A 25,429-nucleotide genomic window follows, 5' to 3' on the forward strand; every position below is an offset into this window, starting at 1 on the left:
GATAAAAGTTATTTTGTCAGAACCGCTGCGTTTCGCGTCCGTCTGTACAACTTAATCTAACAATAAAAGCGTTGTTTTCTGCCCGGACCAGGATCTGCGGCGCCGCTTGGCTTTGCCCTTACTTCATACACCAGGTTAACGCGCCCGCTGTTTTTCAGTGGGTGGAACTAAGTGTGAATATCGTAAACGTAAAATAAATTTATGTTTACGGATTCAGTATATTAGCTAATCTGGTGGAGTAGAGGTTACAAATGGCAGAACTCACGCAAGGCCGTGTAGACATCATCTCGCGCGAAAACGGCACGCTCATCTCGCAGGCCACTCCCGGTTCATCACAATCCATTAACCTCACCGAGCCCAGCGTCGTGCGCATCAATGGCACCCGCGAACTGGTCACGCAATATGAGCGCCAGGGAAATGACCTGGTCCTGCACATGCGTGACGGCAGCACCGTCCGCTATCAGAAATTTTTTGTTGATGATGCCGAGGGTAATCACAGTGAGCTGGTGTTCGATGATGGGGTCAATCCACCGGAACATGCCCTGTTCCCGCAGACCGCAGAAGGCACTGAACTGGCCTCCGGTTCCGTCACACCAACCTACGAATCACTGGAGAGCGTCGAGCCGCTGCTGCTGGCCGATAACACCAACGCCTCGATGGGTGTGATCACCGCGGGCGGTCTCGGCGTACTTGGCTTAGCCGGGCTGGCCGTGGGTCTGGGGGGTGGCGGCGGAGGCGGTGGCGGCGGAAATGACGGCGGCAGCGATCCCGGTACGAATCCCGGCACGGATCCCGGTACCGACCCTGGCACTGACCCCGGCACGCCAGGTACGCCAGGCAGCCCCGCCATCACGCTCAACACCTTTGCCGGCGATAATGTGCTGGATAATGCCGAAAAAACCACCGATCAGCTGCTGAGCGGTTCCACCAGCAATGTCGAAGCGGGACAGGTTGTCACGGTGACCCTGGGCGGCCAGACCTACAACACGACGGTGGGCGCTGACGGCAGCTGGAGCGTGACCGTGCCTGCTGCCGCGCTGGCGGCCCTGGCCGCCGGCTCTGCCACGATCGCGGTCAGCGTGACAAACGCAGCAGGCACCGCCGCCAGCGGGTCGCTGCCCATTACCGTGGCTGCTGCCGATCCGGGCACCCCTGCGACGCCCGCCATCAGCCTGAATCCTTTCGCTGGCGATAACGTGCTGGATAACACGGAAAAAACCACGCCGCAGACCTTATCCGGCAGCACCAGCAATGTCGAAGCCGGACAGATTGTTACCGTCACGCTCGGCGGTCAGACCTACAGCGGCACCGTTGCCGGTGATGGCAGCTGGAGCGTGACCGTGCCTGCTGATGCGCTCGCAGCGCTGGCATCAGGCACCACCACGGTGACGGCCACGGTCGCGAATCAGGCCGGTGCCTCCGCCAGCGGCAGCCTGAGCGTCAGTGTTGCAGCCCCTCTGACTCAGCCGGGGACGCCTGTCATTACCATCGATCAGTTTGCCGGCGATGACATTCTCAGTAATCCGGAGAAAAACAGCGCCCAGACGCTGAGCGGTTCCACCACCAATGTGGAAGCGGGACAGGTTGTCACGCTGACGCTGGGTGACCAGACCTACAGCGCTGTGGTCGATGCCCAGGGCAACTGGAGCATTACGCTGCCGCCCGCCGCGCTGAATGCCCTGGCCGCCGGAACGGTCACGATCTCTGCAGTAGTCACCACCCAGGCGGGCGTTGAGGCCAGTGAAAACCGCGCGATCAGCGTCGATACGCCCGCCGTCCCGGGCGCGCCCGCCCTCACGCTGGATGATTTTACCGGCGACAATCAGCTGACTAACGCAGAAAAAACCAGCGATCAGACCGTGACCGGCAGCACCAGCAATATTGAAGCCGGACAGATTGTTACCGTCACGCTGGGCGGTCAGACCTACAGCGGCAGCGTGGATGCGCAGGGCAACTGGAGTGTCACGCTGCCCCAGGCGGCCCTGAGCGCCCTGGCGGCTGGTGAAACCACGCTGACGGTGTCAGTCAGCGATGCAGCCGGTAACACCGTGACCAGTAGCCTGCCGATTACGGTAGAGGCTCCGGTGACACAGCCGGGCGACGTTACCCTGACTATCGATCAGTTCGCCGGGGATGACATCCTGAGCAACGACGAAAAAGGCACGGCGCAGACTCTCTCAGGCAGCACCACCAATGTCGAAGCGGGGCAGACGGTAACCGTTACCCTGGGGGGACAGACTTACCTCGGCACCGTGGATGGCAGCGGAAACTGGAGTGTGATTATCCCGGCCGCTGCCCTGAGCAGCCTGCCTGCGGGCAGCAATGCCATCAGCGTTACGGTCAGCAACCTCGCGGGGGCAACCGGCAGTGAAACCCGCGATATTGCGGTGGAAGCGCCCGCTACTGAACCTGGCGTGCCGGGGCTGATCCTGAATGATTTTGCCGGCGATAACCTGCTGAGCAACGACGAGAAGACGGTCGATCAGGCGGTCAGTGGTACCACCACCAATATCGAAGCCGGGCAGGTGGTCACGGTCACACTGGGCGGCCAGACCTACAGCACCACCGTGCAGGCGGATGGCAGCTGGAGCGTCACGGTGCCCGCCACGGCGCTCTCCGCGCTGGCAGCAGGCACGACCACGCTGACGGTTGCCGTCAGCAATGCGGCGGGCGACAGCGTGACCGCAACGCAGCCGATCACGGTAGACGCCCCGGCGACGCAGCCGGGGGCCGCCACGCTGACCCTTGACGCCTTTGCCGGGGATGACATCCTCAGCAACAGCGAAAAAGCCAGCGATCAGCTGCTGACCGGTAGCACCACCAATATCGCAGAGGGCCAGCAGGTTACCGTCACCCTGAACGGGGAAACCTTTACCGCCACGGTCGGCGCGGATGGCAGCTGGAGCCTCACGGTGCCGGCCAGTTCACTGGCGGCGCTGGCGGCAGGCAGCGCCACCCTGAGCGCCACGGTAACGGATCAGGCGGGGAACCCGGTCAGCGAAACGCGTGACTTCCTGGTGGAGTCCTCGGGCACCGCACCAGGCAACCCGACGCTGACCCTGAATGCCTTTGCTGAAGACAACGTGTTAAGCAATGAGGAGAAGCTGGAGGCGCAGGCCATCTCCGGCAGCACCACCAACGTCGAGGCGGGCCAGATTGTGACGGTTACGCTGGGTGGACAGAGTTACAGCGGAACGGTCAGCGCTGACGGCAGCTGGAATATTGCGATTCCGGCCGATGCGCTGGGCGCACTGGCAGCAGGCCCGGCCTCACTGGTGGTGACGGTCAGCAATGCAGCCGGTACCTCTGTCAGCGACACGCTGGGCATCGTCGTTGAAGCCCCGGTGACCGAACCGGGCCAGCCGGTCATCACACTCAATCAGTTCGCCGGTGATGATGTGCTGAGCAACGACGAGAAAGCCAGCGACCAGCTGCTGAGCGGCAGCACCAGCAATGTCGAGGCGGGTCAGGTGGTGACGGTGACGCTGGGCGACCAGAGTTACAGCGCCACCGTCGGGGCCGATGGCAGCTGGAGCCTGACCATCCCTTCCAGCGCCCTGGCCGCCCTGGCGGCGGGCAACGCGACCTTCAGCGCCAGCGTAACCACCCAGGCGGGTGTGGTCGCCAGTGAAGATCGGGTCATTGTGGTGGAAGCCTCACCGGAGCCGGGCGCACCAACGCTGACGATCGCTGTTTTTGCCGGCGACGACCTGCTCGACAACAGCGAAAAAGCGCTGGATCAGACGCTGTCAGGCAGCACCAGCAACGTAGAGGCGGGCCAGGCGGTCACCCTCACGCTGAACGGGCAGACCTACAGCACCACCGTTCAGGCGGATGGCAGCTGGAGTCTGCCGATCCCGTCCGCTGCGCTGAGCGCACTGGCGGCGGGCACCACCACCCTGGTCGCCAGCGTGACCACGGCGGCGGGCGTTTCAGCCAGCGGCAGCCGGGATATCAACGTCGCCCCTGCCGCAGGCGAACCGGGCGTGCTCACCATCGCTGAGCCACTCAGTCTCGACGGTTTCCTTAACCAGCAGGAGGCCGCCAGCGATCTGATCATCAGCGGCTCGGCTGTGGGCGTTAACCCCGGCCAGACGGTGCTGGTGGCCTTCAACGACAACACCTACAGCGCGGTGGTAAACAGCAACGGCTTCTGGAGCGTCACCGTTCCGACCAGCGATCTCACCGGCATCACCGACGGGACAAAACTGATCTCCGCGACGGCCACCGATGCCAGCGGAGCGCTGCTGACCGACGCCGCACAGCTCACTGTGGTGGTGAACACGCTGCCGCAAATCACCCTGGATGAGAGTGCGATCAGTGATGGCATTCTGAATCAGGCGGAAGCGGGCAGCGACCTGACGATCGGCGGAAACACCGGTAAAGCCGTGCCGGGCCAGCAGGTCACCCTGGAACTCAACGGGAAAACCTACAGCACCACGGTGAATGAGGACGGCAGCTGGAACCTGACGCTGCCCGCCGCCGATCTCGCCTTACTGCCGCAGGGCGCTAACACGCTGACACTGACCGCGATTGATGAGGCGGGTAACCGTGTCGACCAGACGCTGGACTTCAGCGTCGATACCCTGCCACCGAATCTGATTGTGGCGGCGGTGGCAGGCGGAGATGGCATTCTTAACGGCGCTGAAGTGGCGGCGGGCGTGCCGGTCAGCGGTTCGGGTGCCGCGCCGGGCGATGTCGTTTCGGTCACGCTGAATAATCTGATCTACAGTGCCACGGCAGATGCACAGGGCAACTGGACGGTGGATCTGCCCGCGGAGGATCTGCAGGCGCTGGCTGAGGGCAGCAGTTATACGCTGGTGGTCACCCTGACGGATGCCAGCGGCAATACGGTCAGCCAGTCGCAGACGCTGGCCGTCAGCACCCTGTCGCCGGACGTGTCAGTTAACGCGCCGGGTGGTGACGGTGTGCTGACCAGTAATGAACTGACCCAGCCGCTGCTGATCAGCGGAACCGGCACCCCGGGCGATCAGGTCACGGTTGAGTTAAACGACAAAACCTACAGCGCGCTGGTTGACGACAATGGCAACTGGAGTGCGCAGGTGCCGGTGGCCGATCTGGGCACGCTGACCAGTCAGACCTATCCGGTGACGGTCACCGTGACCGATCCGGCGGGCAACAGCAGCGTAGAGAACACGTCACTGCGGGTTGCCACCGCAGTGCCTGCGCTGACGCTGGATGCGATCAGCGACGATGGCGTCATCAACGTCATTGATGCACAGCAGCCGCTGATCGTCAGCGGAAGCGGCGACGCGGGCGATACGATCAGCGTGACGCTGAATAACCAGACCTACACCGCCGTCGTGGCGGAGGGGGGCCGCTGGAGTGTCACCATTCCGGCATCCGACCTGGCCGCTGTTCCTGACGGGACACAGCCGCTGGCAGTGGTGGCAACGGATGGTGACGGGAATACCACGCTGATCAACAGTGCCCCGATCTTTGCGACCACGCCGCCGCAGCTGACCGTCTCCACACCGGGCAGTGATGGTTACATTAATATCGCGGAACATAGCCAGGATCTGACGATTGACGGGCGCGGAGGCGTGCAGGGCGACACGGTTTCGGTGAGTTTCAATGGCGAAACCTACACTGCCACCGTGGATACCAGCGGCGCGTGGCAGGTTACGGTGCCTGCGGCGGTCGTCAGCCAGCTGGGCGATGCCCGCTATCCGGTGGAGGTGGTGCTCAGCGACGCGTATGGCAACAGCAGCAGCGTCGCCTCCAGCGTGACGGTACTGGCGGCCGCATCGCCGGTGCTGACCCTGGACCCTGTGACCGGCGACAACCAGATCGACAGCGCGGAACAGCGCGTTGACACACTCATTACCGGCAGTGTGACCGGCGTACCGGCAGGCCAGCCGGTCGTGGTAACCATCAACAACCAGTCTTATGAGGGCGTGGTACAGGCAAACGGAAGCTGGAGCGTGACGCTGCCTGCCGGATCGCTGGGAGGCGCGGGCGACAAGCCCTTTACCGTGGCGATCACCGATGTGGCTGGCAACCCGGCGCAGCCCGCGCAGGGGCTGATCACCGTGGTCACCAGCGACACGCCGCTGCTGTCGATTGCACCGATAAGTGAAGATAACGCGCTGAATGCGCTGGAAGCGCAGAGCGATCTGATCCTCAGCGGCAGTTCCGCCAGCCTGCCTGAAGGCAGCCCGGTCAGCGTGACGCTGGTGCCGGGCGGGACCGTTTACAGCACTACCATCGATCCGGACGGTAACTGGACGGTTACCGTGCCCGCCGCCGATCTGGCGAACCTGTCGCAGGGTGACACCACGGTGACCGTTACTTCCGGCGACGTGCAGAGCAGCCAGACGCTGCTGGTGGCAACCACACCGCTGGCAGCCCCGCAGATTGATACCCCCTTCACTGACGGCATCCTCAGCAATAACGAGGTCACCGCGCCGCAGACCCTGACCGGTTCCGTCACGGAAGGCCAGGCCGTCAGCGTCACTCTGGGCGGCGTCAGCTATCCGGCAACGGTCGCGGCGGATAACACCTGGAGCGTCACGCTGCCGCCGGAAGCGCTGCAGGCCCTTGCTCAGGGCAGCAACCCGATTACCGTAACGGTGAGCGATAGCGCGGGTAACAGCACCAGCATCAGTGAACCGCTGACGGTGGATACCGGCACACCGGCGCTGACCGTGAACCCGATTGCCACCGATGGCGTCATTAACGCGGCGGAAGCCGCCGCCGACCTGATCGTCAGCGGTACCGCTGCGCCGGGCAGCAGCGTCAGCCTTCTGCTGGGCGGCGAAACCTATAACGCCGTCGTGGCCGCCGATGGCAGCTGGAGTGCAACGCTGCCCTCCGACGATCTGAGTCAGCTGGCCGATGGCCGTTACGATCTCAGCGTCACCGTAACCACCGTGGGCGGCAACGTCGCCACCACGCCGGTGCCGGTTACCGTCGACACCAGCGTGCCGGACTTCAGCATCAATCCGCCAGCGGGCGATGGTGTGCTGAACCTTGCTGAACAGGCGGCCGGGTTCAGTTTCAGTGGTGCAGGCAGTGAGGGCGACCAGGTCAGCCTGACCCTGAATGGCGTGACCTACACCGGCACCGTCGGCGCAGACGGTCTCTGGACTCTGGCCGTGCCGCCTGCGGCACTGGCCGGTCTGGCCAGCGGCAGCAGCTATCCGGTTGCGGTGACGGTGACCGATGCAGCCGGTAACAGCAGCAGCCAGAACAGTTCGCTGACCGTCGACACGACGCCGCCTCAGCTGGTGGTTGCGCCGATCAGTGAGGATAACGCGCTGAGCGTCGGCGAACTGGCAGAGCCGCTGGTGGTCAGCGGCAGCGGACAGAACGGCGACCTCGTGACGGTTCAGCTTAATGGTCAGACTTACAGCACCATCGTCGGGGTGAACGGTCAGTGGACGCTGGAGATCGCGTCTGGCGATCTGGCAGCGCTGCCGTCCGGCCCAAATCCCGTCACGGTGACCGAAACGGACGCCAGCGGAAATCAGAGCAGCCAGGTGGTGGATCTCAATGTGGCCACCTCGCCAGCGGTGCAGCCGCAACTGAGCGTCGACAGCAGCACCTTTGCCGGTGACGGTATCGTCACCGCCGCGGAGCAGTTACAGCCGATTACCCTGCGCGGCAGCAGCCTCAACGTTGAGCCAGGTCAGCAGGTCACGGTTTCACTGAACGGCACCGATTACAGCGGGGTGGTTGAGGCGAGTGGCAACTGGAGCATCATTCTGCCCGCGGGCGCGCTGGCGGATCTGGGCGAGGGCAGTCAGACGCTGATTGTCAGCGTGAACAACGCCGTCGGTAACAGCGCCAGCGCGCCGCTTAACTTCAGTGTGGACAACACACTGCCTGCGATTGCGCTGGCACCCGTCAGCGACGATAACTATCTGAATGCAGGCGAGCTGAACGGCCCCGTCGTCGTCAGCGGCAGCAGCAGCGGTCTTCCTGCCGGAAGCCTGGTCACCGTTGACGCCAACGGGACGCCGTTCACCACCACGCTTAACGCCGATGGCAACTGGAGCCTGGCATTACCGGCAGGCACCTTCAGCGGCGTGGCGGATGGGCCGCAGACCCTGACCGCCACCGTCAGCGATGCAAACGGCCAGCCGCTGGCGACCACTGACACCACCCTGACGGTCGTGGCCAGCGCGCTGCCGGTCGCGACGCCGGGCGTGGCCTTTGATGATGGCATTGTGAATAGCGGCGAAGCCGCAACCGGAGGGGCTATCACCGGTAACACCGGCGTAACGGGTGACGGTCAGACGGTCACCATTACGCTGGATGGCGTCAGCTACAGCGGCACGGTCGATGCTGCGGGCAACTGGCAGGTCACGGTTCCGGCTGGCGCACTCGCTGCGCTGCCGCAGGGCGACACGGCTTACAACGTGGTGGTCAGTGATGTGGCGGGCAACAGCAGCCAGGCGACAGGCACGCTGCGGGTCGATACGCTGCCGCCGGTGCTGACCGTTGTCACGCCGTCCGACGGCATAATCAACGCCGCTGAAAGTCAGCAGCCGCTGACGCTGAACGGCAGCAGCGAAGCCAATGCACTGATTGTGGCCAGCTTCAACGGCACCAGCCTGAGCACCACCGCTGACGCCAGCGGCAACTGGTCGCTGACGCTGCCCGCCACCGTCTACAGCGGGCTGGTTAACGGCAGCTATCCACTGACGGTTACCGCCAGCGATGCGGCCGGCAACGTCACCACCACCAGCCGCGATCTGGCGCTGAAAGTGGAGGCGGGCACGCTGCCGACGCTGACCCTGGATGCCTTTGCTGGCAACAATGTGGTCGATGGCGCGGAACGCCTCACCGACCAGCGGCTGAGCGGCACGACAACCAATGTCGAGGCGGGCCAGCTGGTGACCGTCACGCTTGACGGAACGGTCTACAGCGCCGCCGTCCAGGCCAGCGGGGCCTGGAGTCTGATTGTGCCAGCCGGCGCGCTGGCTGCGCTTGCCGATGGCAGAGCCACATTTACCGTGGCGGTCAGCGACGTGGCGGGTAACACCACCACCAGCAACCTCGCTTTTGACGTCAACAGCAACGCGTCTGGTCTGGCGCTGGATGCCATCAGCGAAGATAACTACCTCAATGCGCAGGAGCTGAGTCAGCCGCTGATTGTCACCGGCACCGCGGTAAACGTGCCGGCGGGCAGTACCGTCACGCTGCTGTTCAACGACACCGCTTACACCGCCCAGGTTTCGGCCAGCGGGCGCTGGAGCGTTATCGTTCCGGCGGAGGCACTAACGGCGCTCGCCGATGGACCTTACACGCTGACGGTTACCGCGACCGACAGCGGCGGAGCAACCCTCAGCAGCGAAGCCACGCTCAGCGTGCTGGCGACCGGCCTGCCGGAACCGCTCATCGTCTCGGCGTTTGGTGATGGTGCGCTTAACAGCAGCGACGTTACCGCGGCACAGAGCCTGAGCGGCACCACCGGCGTAACGGGCGACGGACAGAGCGTCAGCGTGCTGCTGAATGGCGTGACCTACACCGGCACCGTCGACGGCAATGGCAACTGGCTGGTGACCGTTCCCGCGACGGCGCTGGCTGATCTGCCGGAAGAGACCCTCAGCTACACCGTCACGGTGCAGGATGCCGCCGGTAACACAGGCAGCACCCAGGGCAGCGTCACGGTGGATCTGACGCCACCGACGCTGACGCTGGCGGCCGTCGCGGATGATGACATCGTGAATATCGCAGAGAGCACCGGACCGATCGTGCTCAGCGGGACGACCAGTGCCGAAGCCGGACAGACGGTCTCCATCACCCTCAACAACCAGCGCTATACCACCACCGTGACTCAGGATGGCGACTGGAGCCTGACGCTGCCAGCCGGTGCGCTGGCCGGTATCCCGGCCGGGGCCTATACCCTGACGGTAACGGTCAGTGATGCGGCGGGTAATCCGGTGACGGAAACCCGTGACATTACGCTGGCGACCGGCGCGCTGTCGGTGACGATTGATACCCCGTTCGGCAACGGTTATCTGAACCAGAGTGAGACCGGCGTCAGTCAGACCCTGAGTGGCAGCACCGGCGTCACCAGTGAGGGGCAGACGGTCACCGTCTCCCTGGGTGGCGAAGAGTATCCCGCCACGGTGGATGCACAGGGCAACTGGACGCTGACCCTGACGCCGGGGGCGGTGCAGACGCTGGACGAAGGGGTGAATACCCTGGTGGTGAATGCCAGCGATGGGGCCGGAAACAGCGGTTCGCTGACCAGTGCGGTCACGGTGGATCGGACGCCGCCTGCGCTGAGCCTGGATCCGATCAGTGGCGATAATATTGTTAACGCTCTGGAAGTGCTGGAAGCCGTCACCATCAGCGGCAGCGCGTCAGCGGAGGATGCCGGACAGACGGTCACCGTCACTTTCCAGAACAGTAATTACACCACCCTGGTGCTCTCTGATGGCAGCTGGCAGGTGACGCTGCCGGCCAGTGTGATGCAGGGGCTGACCGATGGCGGCTACCCGGTCAGCGTGACGCTGACGGACGCGGCAGGCAACAGCAGCAGCGCGACCGCCACCCTGACGCGTGATGCAGACAGTGCCGGCCTGCCGACCCTGACGATCGGGCCGATCAGCGGCGACAATTTCCTGAATCAGGCTGAGTCGCTGCAGGATCTGAGCATCAGCGGCAGCAGCACCAATCTGGCCGAGGGCCAGCAGGTCACAGTGACGCTGAATAACGTTCAGTACAGCGGCACGGTGACACAGGATGGCAGCTGGACGGTAACCGTGCCGGCCGCCGATCTGGGCGCGCTGCCGGATGGCGATCAGCTGCTGGTGGTGGTCTCTGCGGATGCCTCCGGCAACCCGGCCAGCAGCAGCGCCTCACTGGTGGTGCTGGCCAGCGCCCAGGCGCAGCCGACGCTGACTCTGGACGTGGTGGCAGGGGATGATGTGATCAATGCCAGCGAGGCCGCCTCGGATGTGGTGGTCAGCGGTAGCAGCACCCAGCTGGCCGCGGGCACCCCGGTGACCGTATCGTTTAACGGCACGGACTATGAGACGACGCTGGACGCTGACGGCAACTGGACGGTGATTCTTCCCTCCACCGCCTTTGCCGGCGTGACGGCGGGCAGCACGGAGACCCTTACCGTGACCGCCAGCGACATTGCCGGGAATCCGGCCACCGCCAGCCAGACGGTGACGTTCAGCACCACACCGCCAGCACTGACGGCGATCACCGTCAGTTCGGGTGACACCCTGAACTTTGCAGAGTCGCTGGAGGATATCAGCGTCAGCGGTTCCACCACGGGGGCCCTGCCGGTGACGGTGACGCTGAATAATGTCAGCTACACCACCACGGCCGATGCCGACGGTAACTGGTCCGTCACCATCCCGTCAGCCGATCTGCAGCAGCTTGCAGATGGTGCTAACGCGATCGCGGTTTCCGTCACCGACGCGGCGGGCAATACCACCACGGATACCACCACCTCGCTGGACGTGGCGTTTAATACGCTGCCTGCGCTGACGCTGGATACGCCGTTTGGCGATGCGCTGGTCAGTGCTGCTGACGCTGCGGGCGCGCTCACGCTGAGCGGCGACAGCACCAATCTGCCGGAGGGCAGCCTGATTAGCATCACCATTGGCGGGCTGGATTTCAGCACCACGACCAATGCCAGCGGCAACTGGACGCTGAATCTGGCCGCGGGTGCGCTGTCAGGGCTGGACGATGGCGTGACCGACGTGGTGGTGAGTGCCACCGATGCGGCAGGCAATCCGGCCCAGGTGACCGCCGGGGTTGAGATCCTGCAGGCTGCGCCGGATAACGCCACCTTTGACAGCACGTTGTTCGGCGACAACATCATTAACATCAGTGAAGCGGGTGTCGTTCAGCTTGTCACCGGGACATCTGACCCTCTCCCGGGCCAGACCCTGAGCGTGACGGTGGGCGATCAGAACATCCCGCTGTCCGTGACGGTGGATGCCAGTGGCAACTGGACGGCCAGCCTGACGCCAGAGGTGATCGCCAGCCTGGGGGCGGGGGAACAGACGCTCACCCTCACCACCACCGATCGGGCAGGCAATACCAGCGTCACGACCCAGACATTTGTTTCGGCGATTACGCCGATTGCGGCGCCCACGCTGGACACGCCCTTTACCGATGGAAGGCTCAATGCGGATGAGGCGGCCGCAGGGGGTTCTCTGAGCGGCGCGGTCAGCATTGATAACGCGGCGTCGGTGACGGTAAATGTGAATGGCTCCGTCTACGCCGCCCAGCTCAGCGAGGATGGGACGCGCTGGTCGCTGGCGCTGTCACCGGCGCTGTTGCAGTCCCTGCCGGATGGCAGCTGGCCGGTGACGGTGACCGTCACCGATGAGGACGGCAACATTGCCAGCACCAGCGGCAGCCTGCTGGTCGCCATTAACGCGCTGCCGGACGTCACGCTGAACCTGCCATTCGGGGATGGTGCGCTGAATGCTGAAGAAGCGCTCAGTGAACAGACGCTCAGTGGCACCACCGGCATTACCGGTGCCGGGCAGACGGTCTCGGTACTGATTTCAGGCTTTAACGGCGATGCGCCGCTGACGGCCACGGTGCAGGACGATGGCAGCTGGTCTCTGGCGCTGTCGCCTGCGCAGTTAAGCACCTTCACCAGCGGGGCGCACACCGTCACCGTGACCGCCACCGATGTCGCCGGTAACAGCGACACGACGGCGCTGAGTGTGGTAACGGAAGTCGCGGTGCCGGTGCCGACCTTCAGCCCGGATGCCTTTGGCGGCGACGGCCTGCTTAACATCAGTGAAGCGGCGGCTGGCGTGACCCTGACCGGCACCACCGGCAGCGTCGGGGCAAACCAGGCGGCCAGCATTACCGTTGATTTCAATGGCAGCCGTTATTCGGGTGTCGTTGACAGTAACGGGAACTGGCGCGTCACGATCCCTGCTAACGCGCTGAGTGCCCTGGATGATGGCGCGCAGACGCTGACGGTGAACGTGGTGGATGCGGCGGGCAACAGCGCCTCGGCGCAGCTGCCGTTCACCGCCGATCTCAGCGCACCTCAGCCTGTGCTCAATCCGGACTACTTCGGGGGCTATGTTAATGCGGCTGATGTGGCAGGCGGCATTACCCTCGGCGGCACCGCGGGTGTCAATGAGACGGTGCAGCTCACGCTGGCAGGCACAGTCTATACCGCGACTGCGGATGAGAGCGGCAACTGGTCGGTGCCGCTGACGACGGCGCAGCTTTCCGCGCTGACGGATGGCACCTATCCGGTCATCATCACGGCCACGGACGCGGCGGGTAACAGCACGACGCTTAACAGCGCCTTTGTGCTGGACAAAACCCCACCCGTGCTCACTGCCTCGGCGTTCACCGGCGACAACGTACTGAACTACGCGGAGAGCATTCAGCCGCAGACGCTCAGCGGCACCGCAACGGGAGCAGGGACGGGCGCAGTGGTCACCGTCTCGCTGAATGATACCCCGCTTGGCACGGCGATAGTGGCGGCCAACGGCAACTGGAGTCTGACGCTGACGCCAGAGCAGATGGCCACCTTCGGGCCTTCCACCACGCTGGCCTTGGCGGTGACCGATCTGGCAGGCAACCTCGCCACCGGCTCCGTTCCGCTGACGGTCGATCTGACCCCACCGCCAGGCCCGCGGGTGACCTTGGGCACCGTGTCGGGCGATAACATCATCAGCACCCAGGATGTCGCGGGGGGCGTGGTGGTGAGTGGCACATCGGCCAATCTCGGCACCGGGGGCACGGTGACGGTGCTGATCAATGGCACGAGTTACCCCACCACGCTGGATGCGTCAGGCAACTGGTCAACGGCGACCCTGCCGGTCAGCGCGTTTGGCGAAACAGATGGCAGCGCGACCGTCACGGTAAATGCGACGAACGGCACGGATACCGTCAGCGTCAGCAATAACATCGCCATTGACCTGACGCCACCGACGCTGAACCTGGATAACTTTGCAGGCGACAATCAGGTCAACGGCAGTGAAAGTGCCACCAGTCAGACTATCAGCGGCAGCGCCGATGTCAGCGAAGCCGGCCGCACCGTGCTGGTGACCTTTAACAACAAAACCTACAACGCGGTGGTACAGGGGGATGGCAGCTGGTCGGCCACGGTGCCCGCCAGCGATATGCAGGCGCTCACCAGTGGCAGTTCACTGCAGATCACCGCGCAGCTGGCGGATGTGGCGGGCAACGTGACCACGGCGACACAGACGGTCACGGTGGATACCGGGGCGCCCGTGTTGCAGGTGGATGCCCTGGCGGGCGATAACGTCCTTAATGCCACGGACCTGGTGACTACGCAGGTGCTCACCGGCAGTGCGCAGGGCGCAGAAGGCCAGACCATCGGCCTCTACCTGGGCGATGCCGCGCCGATTGCCACCGCCATTGTCGGAGCCGACGGCCGCTGGAGTATCGATCTGACGCCGGAGGTGCTGACGAACCTCGCTGAGGGTGCGCTGGTCTTTGGCGTGCGGGTCAGTGACACCGCCGGGAACCAGACGGATGCCACGCTGACGGTTAACAAAGTGGTCAACAGTGCGCTGACGCTGGTCGTCGATTCGGTCTTCGGCGACGGCACACTCAGCGCGCTGGATACCACGGTGGCGCAGACCATCTCCGGGGTGGCGACCTCGGCGGGCGTCGGTGCGACGGTCTCCGTGGTGCTGGGCGGTACGACACTCTCGGCCGCCGTGGGGCAGGATGGTAAATGGGCTATCGTGGTGCCGCCGTCGGTGCTGGGTCTGTTAAGCGATGGTCAGCTGGCCGTTGACGTCACGCTGACGGATGCGGCAGGCAACACCCGTACCGTGGGTGAAACCGTCACCGCGATTGTTGATGCGGTGCCGGTCGTCGGCGCGCTCACCGGGCTGTTTGGCGGCGATAACCTGCTGAACATCGCGGAAGCCGCTGCCGGACAGGTGGTGGGTGGCGTCATCGACAATGCGGCGGTGGGTTCACAGGTCACCGTGACCCTGGGCAGCAGAAGTTACAGCACTACGGTGCAGGCGGGCGGTGCCTGGAGCGTTAACCTGCCGGCCAGCGATCTCACCTCGCTGCTGGATGGCAACCTGACGCTGGGCGTCAGCGTCCGGGATGTGGCGGGTAACGTCGCCTCCGGCAGTACAACTGTCGGCATCTTCACCCAGACGCCATCCATCTCGCTGACTTCGCTGTTCGGGGATGGGGTGCTTAATCTGGCGGATATCGCGACCGGGCAGGTGATCAGCGGGGTGGTTAATAACGTCGCCCAAGGCAGTGTCGTCACACTCTCGGTGGGGAACAGCCAGCTGACGGCTACCGTCGGCGCGGGCGGAGCCTTCAGCGCCACGGTCACACCGGATATCCTGGGCACCCTGGCGCAGGGGAATCTGACGGTAGGGGCATCGGTGACCGATGCGGCGGGTAACACCGCCAGCACCAGCGCCGGCATCCGCGTCGACACGCTGCTGCCGACCATCACCGTCAATCCACTGTTTGGTGACGGTCTGCTGAACGTGGCGGATGCGCTGGTCACCCAGGTGATCGGCGGCGTGGTGGGCGGCGCGGAAGCGGGCTCGCGCGTGGTGGTCTCCGTAGGCGCCCAGCAGTTTGTGACGGCGACCGATGCGAACGGTAATTTTAACGTCTCGCTGACGCCGACGCTGCTGCAGGGCATTGCGGACGGCAATCTCACGGTGGGCGTGAGCGTCACCGACAGCGCCGGTAACACCAGCAGCGCCACGGCGGGGGCACTGGTCGGCATTCACAACGTGCCGAAAGTGACACTCAATCCGCTGTTTGGTGACGGGGTGCTTAACCTGGCCGAGTCGCTGGTCACGCAGACCATCAGCGGCACCGTCTCCGGCGTGGCCGCGGGCAGCAGCGTCAGGCTGGCGATAGGCAACACCACCGCGACCGCGCTGGTCAACGCCGACGGCACCTTCTCAACCACCGTCTCTCCCGCCGTGCTCTCGACGCTGCTGAACGGTAACTTCACCGTCAGCGCCTCGGTCACCGATCCGGTCGGCAACGTCAGCAGCACCAGTGCAGGCGTTTCGCTGGGACTGGTTCAGCCGACCCTCTCGGTTAACACGGTATTCGGCGATGGTGTGCTGAGCGCGGCCGATCTGGCCTCAAACCAGACGCTGAGCGGCAGTTCCAGCCTCGCTGCCGGGTCAACCGTCAGCGCCACGCTGAATGGCATTACCTACACCACCAAGGTGGCCAGCGGCGGTAACTGGAGCATCAGCGTGCCGAAAGCGGATCTGGCTGCGCTGACGGACGGCAGCAAAACCGTGACGGTGACCGGTACGGATGCCTACGGCAACGTGGCGAATGCCAGCGGCTCGCTGAACGTCATCAGCCAGTCGACGCCGGTGGTGGCGATTACCTCGCTGTTTGGCGACGGCGCGCTCAGCGCGGCAGATGTGAAAACGGCACAGACCATCAGCGGCACCGCGAGTAACGCCGAGGGATCGGTAGTACGGGTCACGCTGGGCGGCCAGACCTACAGCACCACGGTGAGCAGCAACGGTAACTGGAGCCTGTCGGTTCCGGCGGCCAGCCTCGCCGCCATCGCGGATGGTCTGCAGACCGTGACGGCCAGCGTCACCAACGGCGCGGGCAGCAGCGGCACCATCTCCGCGTCGCTGGGTGTCGTCAGCCACACCACGCCAACGGTCAGCGTAAGCAGCTTCTTTGGCGGCGATGGCTACCTCAATATCGCGGAAGCCAGTGCGGCGGAAACCATCAGAGGCACCAGCACTAATGCGGCGGGCGGCACGGTGACGGTAAACGTGGCGGGTAACATTCTCACGACCACCATTGGTGCCAATGGCGCATGGAGCGTCAGCGTGCCGTCAGCGACGCTGAAAAGCATCCCCGATGGCAGCCGTCCTCTGACGGTGACGGTGACGGATATTGGCGGTAACACCGCCACCAGCACCAGCAGCTTTACCGCGCTGTCGCATAATCAGCCGGTCGTGGGGGTCGATCCGGTGCTCAGCCTCGTCGGTTCGCTGCTCACCGGTCTGGTGGTGCAGGGCGGATCGCTCAATGCGGCGCAGGGATCAAGAGTCAGCGTGACGCTGCTGCTCGCCAACGGCAGCAACGGCCCAACGCTGAATACCACCACCGACGCGCTGGGGCGTTATGCCGTCAACTTCTCACCGTCACTGCTGTCGGTGGGTGGCCTGCTGCTGTCGCTCAACACGCTGGCAAAAGTGTCGATCACCGACGTGGCGGGTAACAGCTATACCACCACCAACACCCTGCTGCTGGGTTCTGTCCTGCCGGTCACCCTGGCCGCTACCGAGTCCGTGGCCCTGTTCTCGGTGGTGGATGACAGCGCCACGGTGGCCAGCACGGAGACGCAGCACAACAGCAGCAGCAGCGATGACGGCAGCGCCCATGTGGCCGTGGCCTCTACGCTGGTGACCGACGCGGATGTTGCGACGCCGGTCAGCAGCAGCCAGAGCGCCGTGGTCAGTGACACAGCGGTGGCTGCAGCCCCGGCCGAAGAGGCGGGTTACACCATTGGCGGGGTAGTCATTACGCTGGCGGATGGCAGCACGGCGCAGGGGGCCTCGGTTACCGGCAGCAGCGGCGCGGATACCGTGACGGTCAGTGACCTCAGCTTTACCCATATTGATGGCGGCGCAGGCACCGATACCCTGGTGCTGAACGGTGAGAACCTCACTCTGGATCTCACCGCGCTGGGCCTGAAAGTCGAACACATTGAAGTGCTCGATTTGGGTAAAACCGGCACCAACTCGGTGAAACTCGATCTCAATGAGGCACTCAATCTGACGGATAAACAGAGTGACGATTTGCTGATCAAAGGCGCGGACGGCAGTCAGGTGACTCTGGCTAACAGCAATGGCGGTATCTGGGAAGTGACCGGCGAACGGACGGTGGATGGCAGAGTCTTTGAGATCTACCACAACTCGGCGCTGACCAGTGATAACACCCTGGGGGATGTGCTGGTACAGCAGAACCTGCAGGTCCATGTGATATAGCCACGACGTTGTCTGTCCGGCGGTTATGAGGCGCGGGTGCGAAAGCACCCGCTTTTTTTGTTACAGTCCCGTGATAATTTCACTTTCCAGAATTTCGCCACTATTCATTAGCAGAATGAAAGCTTAGGGTAGGCGCAGCAAACGGCGACACGCCGTCAATCACGCTTCTGATCTTACTTTGACGCGTTATTCGCGTCCTGTTCATCACGCCCTGTTACCTGCGGGTAACCGGTTCAGACCAGCGGAAACGGGCAGCTTCGGCTGACTCACTACCACGTTGTCAGAGTCAACTCTCGGGTTATCCGACGGTTTTGCTCTGCGTTTCTGATCTGTTATGAACTGAGGTGACCGATGTCAACACGCGATACGTTTCGTACCACCCGGCTCGACGCCATTTTCCAGGCGGCAGTCAGCGACTTTGCCGTCGCCGACAGCGCCGTGCCCGCTGTGCCGCCCGTGGCGACGCCGCGCCTGAACCTGCCCATAAACCCGCTGCCCGCTGAAACCTCCCATACCCTGGCGACCGCTGACAGCGCCCGCACCGTCAGTGCGGCTGAGAGTGCGTCACCCGCAGCCCTGCGGCCCTACGAACCTGTCGCTGCCGATGGCGTGATCGCTGGCTGGGAAGCGCAAAAGCGGGTGCATCTGCGCGGCCGGGCTGAAGGCGAAGCGGGTTCGACCGTCACACTCACCTTCAACGACCAGAGCTGGTACAGCACCGTCAACAAGTGGGGCTACTGGAACGCCTCCATGCCGGTGGAGGCGCTGAAAGGGGTGCCGGATGGCAATCACACGCTGACGCTGACCCTGACCAATAAAGCAGGCCACAGCACCACGACTGAGGTGGGGTTTGGTCTCTATGCTGACCGCACCCTCAGTCCGACCCTGACCATCGACACGATCAGCGGTGACAATGCGGTGAATATCGCTGAAAGCATCTACGGCGTTGAGATCAGCGGCAGCGCAACCCACCTGCCGGTGGGGTCCGTGCTCAAATTAACCCTGGGCACGCAAACGACCACCGCGACCATGGGAAGGGATGGCAGGTGGTCTGGCACATTTTCTGAAAGCGATATGCAGGCGCTGCAGGATGGCGTCTACAGCCTGAAAGTGACCGCGACCGATCCCAACGGGAAAACCGCAACCGACTATCACGATCTGACGCTGATCACGCACCTGAGCAGCCTGCCACTCATTACGTTCGACAACGTGACGCCGGATGATGTGATCAATCTGGCGGAAACCCAGCAGGACCTGCTGCTCAGCGGGACTCTCTCAACGGTTATGCCGGGTCATCGGCTGGTGATCACCGGTGCGAATCAGAAAGATTACGCTGCCACACTGGACGAAAGCGGGCACTGGCAGGTGGTGATCCCGGCTGCAGAGGTGAACGCTTTCATCAACGTGGGTGAGATCCGCGCCTGGTCGATCGACGGGGCCAGCAACTACACCGACGTCACGCATGTACTGAATATCCACACCGGGTTTATTCCGGTTTACACCGAGATGAATATCGGCGGTGACATGACGCTTAACTATCAGGAGGCGCAGCACGATCTGAGCTTCTACGTTGAGGGATGCAACACCGTTGAGATCAACGGCATAACTTACCAGCCCGATAGCGGGGGAATGGTGACGCTGACTTCCGCCGAGCTGATGGCGCTGGCGGATGGCCCGGTTGCCGCCACGTTTCATCGCTGGGATCAGTATGGCAACAGCGACAGCCAGACCCAGGATGCGCTCTTTACCGTCGCTGTGCATCAGCGGCCGACGCTGACGCTGGAGACCGCCTTTGGCGATAACGTCATTGATGCCGCCGATGTGAACAGCTGGCATCTGATTCAGGGCAGTTCCAGCCATCTGCAGCCGGGCAGCCTGGTGCAGCTGACGCTCGCTGACCAGCACTACAGCGCCAGTGTGAAGGCCGATGGCGGCTGGGCGCTGACCATTCTGGCCGGACAGCTGGCTCCGCTGGAGGAGGGTGACTACACGATGACGGTCAGCGGCCAGGACAGCGCCGGAAATCTGGCCACGGCCAGTCAGAGCGTGCGGGTGGCCTCCCATACGGAAAGCGCCGGCACCTTGCCTGCGCAGACGGTGGATCGGCTGCTCGACAGTTTCAGCGTGACGGCGGAGCACGCGCCGGAGGCGCAGGCGTCCTCTGCGTCCGAAGGGGTGATCGTCTCTGGCATGCCCTACACCCTGGCCGATCACCTGTTACAGCATCCGGCAGCGCATCCCCTGGCCTGATGCGGAAACATTAAAAAAGGCAGGGCCTTCCGGACAGGTCTGTTCAGTCTGTCTGGAGTGGCTCAGGCTGTTAAGATGGCGTTTTTTTATGCAATCGGCAGAAAGATGAAAGATTTCATCAGTTTTTAACAGGACTCGGTGCAGAATATGATCTAATAATGTTAAGGGTTATTCAGACTCTGGCTTGTAAAACATAAATAAAATAACGCAATAAAACCTTTAAGTGCGCCGTAACGCCTTTTCTGTCTGCTTTGTTCACCAGGAAAAAAACCATGATCATAAGAACGCCTGTTGGTATGGATAATGAACAAAGCACGATTAACTTTTCTGATATGCGCCCTGAGTGGCGTGGCACTCCCGGCGGCCTGGGCCGCACCGTTACCGAAGGCGGAGTTTAACTGGCGCGCTGCGCCCAGCGAAGAGCAGATTGCCAGCTTAACGCTGCGCGACGCTATCCTCCGGGCCTTCGCCCGTAATCCAAAAATCTCGGAAGCCGCGGCACAAATCCATGTCGGTGAGGGCGATCTCGACGCCGCCCGCAGTGCCTGGTATCCGCAAATCTCGCTGCAGGGCGCGGCGGGGCGTTCGCATCAGACCGACTCCGCAGGCAGCCTGAACAATAATGGCTCCGGCGGCATCACGCTCAGTCAGCTGCTCTACGACTTTGGTCGCACCGGCAGTGCCATCGACGAACAGCATGCTTTGTCAGATGCCTATCGTTACGGCCTGTTCGACGCAATGACCACCGTGGCGGAAGATACGCTGCAGGCCTACCTCGAAGTCAAACGCTATCAGGCGCTGGCTGAAACGGCGCACACCAATATCGCCTCACTGCAGCGGGTGCGGGATATTGCCGGACTGCGCGCCGACGCCGGACTCAACTCCCGATCCGATGTGCTGCAGGCGGAAACCCGCATCGCCGCCATGCAGGCCACGCTGGAGCAGTATCGCGCCCAGCTGCGCTCTGCCACGGCCCAGCTGACCGTGCTGACCGGCGTGGTGCCCGCCACGCTGCCGGAGCTGCCGCAGGCGCTGCTGAAACAGCAGATCACCCTCGACAAAATCGCCTATGAAAGCAGCGCTGCGGTTCGCAGCGCCCAGTCTAAACAGGAAGCAGCCCGTGAACGGGTGCGTCAGGCGCAGTCGGGTCACTGGCCGACGATCAAAGTGCAGGCGGGCCGGACCCGTTATGAAAACGATCGCCAGTCGTACTGGGATGATGAAGTGCAGCTTCAGGTGGAAGCGCCCCTCTACCAGGGGGGCATGGTGAATGCGAAAACGGCCTCAGCCGAGGGCGATCGTGAGGCGGCGCAGGCGGCCGTGCAGCAGGCCAAACTCGCCATCAATCAGAACGCCTCAACGGCCTATGCGGATATGATCGGCGCGCAGCAGCGGCAGGCTGCCGGAGAAGTACAGCTGGCCAGTGCCGATCATACCCGCGCCGTCTACGCCGACGAATATCGCCTCAGCAAGCGCAGCCTGAACGATCTCCTGAGTGTGGAGCAGGATGTGTTCCAGGCCGACAGTTCGCGGATCACCGCGCTTTATGATGGCTGGGATGCCACCGTTCGCTACGCCGCCGCAGTCGACAATCTGCTGGATATCATGGGTATCGATCGCCAGCAGAGCAGCGGCGATCTTCTTCCTTCGCTGCAATAGCGATAAGGCAATAATAATGAGTACAGCCACCCTGAACACTGAAAACTGGATTGCCGCCATGCTGCGCGTGGCCGCGCGATTCGGTAAACCGGCCGATGGCAAAACCCTGCGCCAGCAGATGCGCTGGTTTGAACATCTGCCGGTGTCCCAGCAGCTGGAGCGCCTTTCCGGTCTGCTGGGACTGCATCTGACAATGGTGCCCCAGAATAAACTGCGCTGGCGTCAGGAGATCACCCCTGTGGTGCTGGTGCTGGAAAATGCCAGCGTGGCGGTGCTGGAGAGCATCGATAAAGAGGGCAGCGCGCGCTACTGGCTGAGTGAAGGCGGCGACGTGGTGCGGGAAAGTCCGTTATCTGAACTGCTGGCGCGCGCCCAGGGGGATGTGGGGGTCACGGGCGTCGCGGTGCGGGGCCGGGATGCGCGCATTGATGAGTTTATCCAGCCCTATGAGCCGCACTGGTTCTGGAAAAATTTTCGTGGCATGGGACGCCGCATCACGGAGATTTCGCTGGCCTCGGTGGTCAGCAATGTCCTGGCGCTGGCCGGCATCCTCTTTTCGATGCAGGTCTACGATCGGGTGATCCCGGCGCAGTCGCAGTCGACGCTCTGGGTGCTGTTTGTCGGCGTGCTGATTGCGGCGGCTATCGAGTATCTGATCCGGCTGATGCGCACCCAGGTGTCGGACCTGATGGGCAAACGGATCGACCTGAAAGTCTCCGCCATGCTGTTTGCCCGCGCGATGAGCATCCGCAATGAGGCGCGGCCAAAATCGACCGGCTCGTTTATCTCGCAGCTGCGTGAGATTGACCAGGTGCGCGAGCTGCTGACCTCCACCACCGTGGGGGCGGCTGCCGATCTCCCCTTTGTTATTCTCTTCCTGTTTATCATGTCGTTTGTCGGCGGCTGGCTGGTTCTGATTCCGCTGGCGGCCATTCCGCTGATCGTGATCCCCGGTCTGCTGGTGCAGATCCCGATGGCGCGGCTGGCGAAAGAGGGGCTGCGTGAGGGGGCGCTGCGCAATGCGGTGCTGGTGGAGACCATCGAAGGCATTGAGGATATCAAGGCTCTGCAGGCCGAGCCCTATTTTCAGCGCCAGTGGGAACAGACGCATGAAGTCAGCGCTTCAATCAGCAATCAGCAGCGCCTCTGGGGTGCGCGTCTGACCGGCTGGGCGGCGACCGTGCAGCAGCTCACCTACGCGGGCATGCTGGTCTTTGGCGTCTACCTGGTGCTCGATTCGCAAATCACCACCGGGACCCTGGTCGCCTGTAGTCTGCTCTCCTCACGGACCATCGCCCCGCTGATGCAGCTGACGATGGTCTTCTCACGCTGGCAGCACGCCAAAATGGCGATGAAAGGGCTGGATGAGCTGCTGAAGAAGCCGCTGGATCAACCGGAAGCCAGCACGCTGGCGCACTGTCCGACGCTGACCGGCCATTACGATCTGCGCAACGTGCACTACAGCTATGACGAAGAGAATGAAAAAACGGTGCTCAGCGTGCAGCAGCTGCAGATCAAGCCGGGCGAGAAGGTGGCGATCCTCGGCAAGGTGGGGGCCGGAAAGTCGACGCTGCTGAAGATCCTGGCGGGTCAGGCACTGGCGACCCAGGGCAAGGTGATTGTGGATGGCGTCGACATCGAACGCATCGATCCCGTCGACCTGCGCCGTCAGCTCGGCTGGCTGTCACACGACTCCCGCCTCTTCTTTGGCACGCTGCGGCAGAACCTGATGCTGGGCAATCCCCACGCCAGTGAGCAGGAGATGCTGCAGGCGCTGCGCATCAGCGGCGCGCTGTCGCTGGTGCAGCAGGATGCCGCCAGCCTGGATCGCATTATCAATGAGGGGGGACGTGGACTGTCGGGCGGACAGAGACAAATGGTGATGCTGAGCCGGATGATCCTGCGTCAGCCGCAGGTGGTGTTGCTGGATGAGCCCACCGCGGCGATGGATGAACAGCTGGAGGAGCAGGTGATCCGGCAGCTGCAGGGCTGGATCAGCGGGCGAACGCTGGTGCTGGTGACTCACCGTCCGGCGCTGCTGAAAATGGTCGATCGTATTGTCGTCATGGATAACGGCCGGATTGTGGCCGATGGCCCGCGCGACGACATTCTGCGCCGCGCGACGCCAACGGCGCCCGGTAAAGGAGGTGCCGCATGAGTCTGGTGATTGTTGATAAAGATCTTGCCCGCCATGAGCGCCGCACATCGGCGATTATCTGGCTCTGCACCGCCGCGCTGGCCCTTTTTCTCATCTGGGCGCACTTCGCCATTCTGGATGAGGTCACGGTCGGCACCGGCAAAGTCACCCCCTCCAGCCGCGCACAGGTGATCGACAGTCTGGATGGGGGCATCGTCAAGCAGCTTAACGTTCATGAGGGTGACATCGTTGAGAAAGGGCAGGTGCTGGCAACGCTCGATCCTACGCGCTTTCAGTCGAACTTCGGCGAGGCGCAGGCGAAGGTGCGCACGCTGCGCGCCTCTGCCGAGCGGCTGGAGGCGGAGCTCTCCGGCACGCCGCTGACCTTCAGCGCAGAGACCCTTAAAGAGCCGCAGCTGGTGACGCGGGAACGTCAGCTCTATGAGTCGCGACGTCGCAACCTCACCGAAACGATCAGCAATCTGCAGCAGTCGCTGCGGCTGGTGCAGGATGAGCTGCGGCTGACGGAGCCGCTGGTGGCCAAAGGCGCGGCCGGGCAGGTGGAGGTGATTCGTCTGCGCCGTCAGGTCAGCGATCTGCGCGGCAAAATCGATGAGGCGCGCAATGACTATCTGGTTCGTGCGCACGAAGAGCAGGTGAAAAACAATGCGGAACTGGATGCGCAACTGCAGGTGGCCGCTGGCAAAGAGGATCAGCTGACCCGCGCCACGCTCTACTCGCCGGTGCGCGGCATCGTCAAAGATATTCAGGTTACGACGGTGGGGGGCGTGCTGGAGCCGGGTGGCAAACTGATGGAGATCGTTCCGCTGGAGGATCAGCTGCTGATTGAAACGCGCATTAACCCGCGCGATATCGCCTGGATCCGGCCTGGCCTGGCAGCCATCGTCAAGGTGACGGCCTACGACTCCTCTATCTATGGCGACCTGCCGGGTGAAGTCGAGACGGTCTCACCGGACACCCTGCAGGATGAGGTAAAACGCGATCAATATTACTACCGGGTCTATGTGCGCACCCGGAAAGCGGAGCTGACCAACCGGGCCGGGCGAAAATTCCCGATTGTGCCCGGTATGGTGGCCAACGTGGAGATCAAAACCGGTCAGAAATCGGTGATGGATTATCTGATTAAGCCCCTGAATAAAGTCAAAGAATCGCTGCGGGAGCGCTGAGACTTTTCTGAAGCCACTCTAACCGCCTGCTTAATTACGGTGATAAATTAACATGGCGTTTATTTCAGCATTCAGGCGGGAAAAGGGGGCGAAATTTACCACTCTGTGCGGTAACCGCCAGATGTTAATTTAACCCCCTTAAGAAAGTTTACGCAGATATAGCGAAACGGTAAATCGCAGGCAAAAAAAAGCCGGACAAATTGTCCGGCGGGAAATAATAAGTTGTA

The 25,429-nt window shown here is 63.0% G+C and carries 5 protein-coding genes; all 5 read left to right on the plus strand.

Features of this window, described 5'->3' with window-relative positions; all coding sequences use genetic code 11:
* Window positions 1–251: 251 nt before the first annotated feature.
* The 5 genes from OXR04_RS00525 to OXR04_RS00545 all read left to right on the plus strand — a co-directional run bounded on the left by OXR04_RS00525 (window position 252) and on the right by OXR04_RS00545 (window position 25,202).
* Window positions 252–17,969: an Ig-like domain-containing protein gene (locus OXR04_RS00525; protein WP_267371756.1), complete on the plus strand. Its 17,718-nt coding sequence runs from the start codon at window positions 252–254 to the stop codon at window positions 17,967–17,969.
* A 351-nt stretch (window positions 17,970–18,320) separates the two neighbouring features.
* On the plus strand, window positions 18,321–20,219 hold the full coding sequence (locus OXR04_RS00530; RefSeq protein WP_267371755.1) for an Ig-like domain-containing protein: 1,899 nt from the start codon (window positions 18,321–18,323) through the stop codon (window positions 20,217–20,219).
* Window positions 20,220–20,522: 303 nt separating this feature from the next.
* Entirely contained in the window at window positions 20,523–21,878 is a 1,356-nt protein-coding gene (locus tag OXR04_RS00535; protein ID WP_009089078.1) for a TolC family outer membrane protein, read from the plus strand.
* A 16-nt stretch (window positions 21,879–21,894) separates the two neighbouring features.
* The gene (locus OXR04_RS00540; protein WP_267371752.1) at window positions 21,895–24,036 is read left to right on the plus strand and encodes a type I secretion system permease/ATPase; all 2,142 of its coding nucleotides are present in this window, start codon (window positions 21,895–21,897) and stop codon (window positions 24,034–24,036) included.
* The gene (locus OXR04_RS00545; RefSeq protein ID WP_046102252.1) at window positions 24,033–25,202 is read left to right on the plus strand and encodes an HlyD family efflux transporter periplasmic adaptor subunit; all 1,170 of its coding nucleotides are present in this window, start codon (window positions 24,033–24,035) and stop codon (window positions 25,200–25,202) included. Before OXR04_RS00540 ends, OXR04_RS00545 begins: the two co-directional genes overlap by 4 nt.
* Window positions 25,203–25,429: the final 227 nt, after the last annotated feature.

This window comes from Pantoea sp. GM_Pan_3 (assembly GCF_026541045.1).
Classification (GTDB): Bacteria; Pseudomonadota; Gammaproteobacteria; order Enterobacterales; family Enterobacteriaceae; genus Pantoea; species Pantoea anthophila.

Bases quoted from the DNA above. Each gene is read 5' to 3' on its own strand.
- OXR04_RS00525 (WP_267371756.1), top strand. From the start codon at position 252: ATGGCAGAACTCACGCAAGGCCGTGTAGACATCATCTCGCGCGAAAAC.
- OXR04_RS00530 (WP_267371755.1), top strand. From the start codon at position 18,321: ATGTCAACACGCGATACGTTTCGTACCACCCGGCTCGACGCCATTTTC.
- OXR04_RS00535 (WP_009089078.1), top strand. From the start codon at position 20,523: ATGAACAAAGCACGATTAACTTTTCTGATATGCGCCCTGAGTGGCGTG.
- OXR04_RS00540 (WP_267371752.1), top strand. From the start codon at position 21,895: ATGAGTACAGCCACCCTGAACACTGAAAACTGGATTGCCGCCATGCTG.
- OXR04_RS00545 (WP_046102252.1), top strand. From the start codon at position 24,033: ATGAGTCTGGTGATTGTTGATAAAGATCTTGCCCGCCATGAGCGCCGC.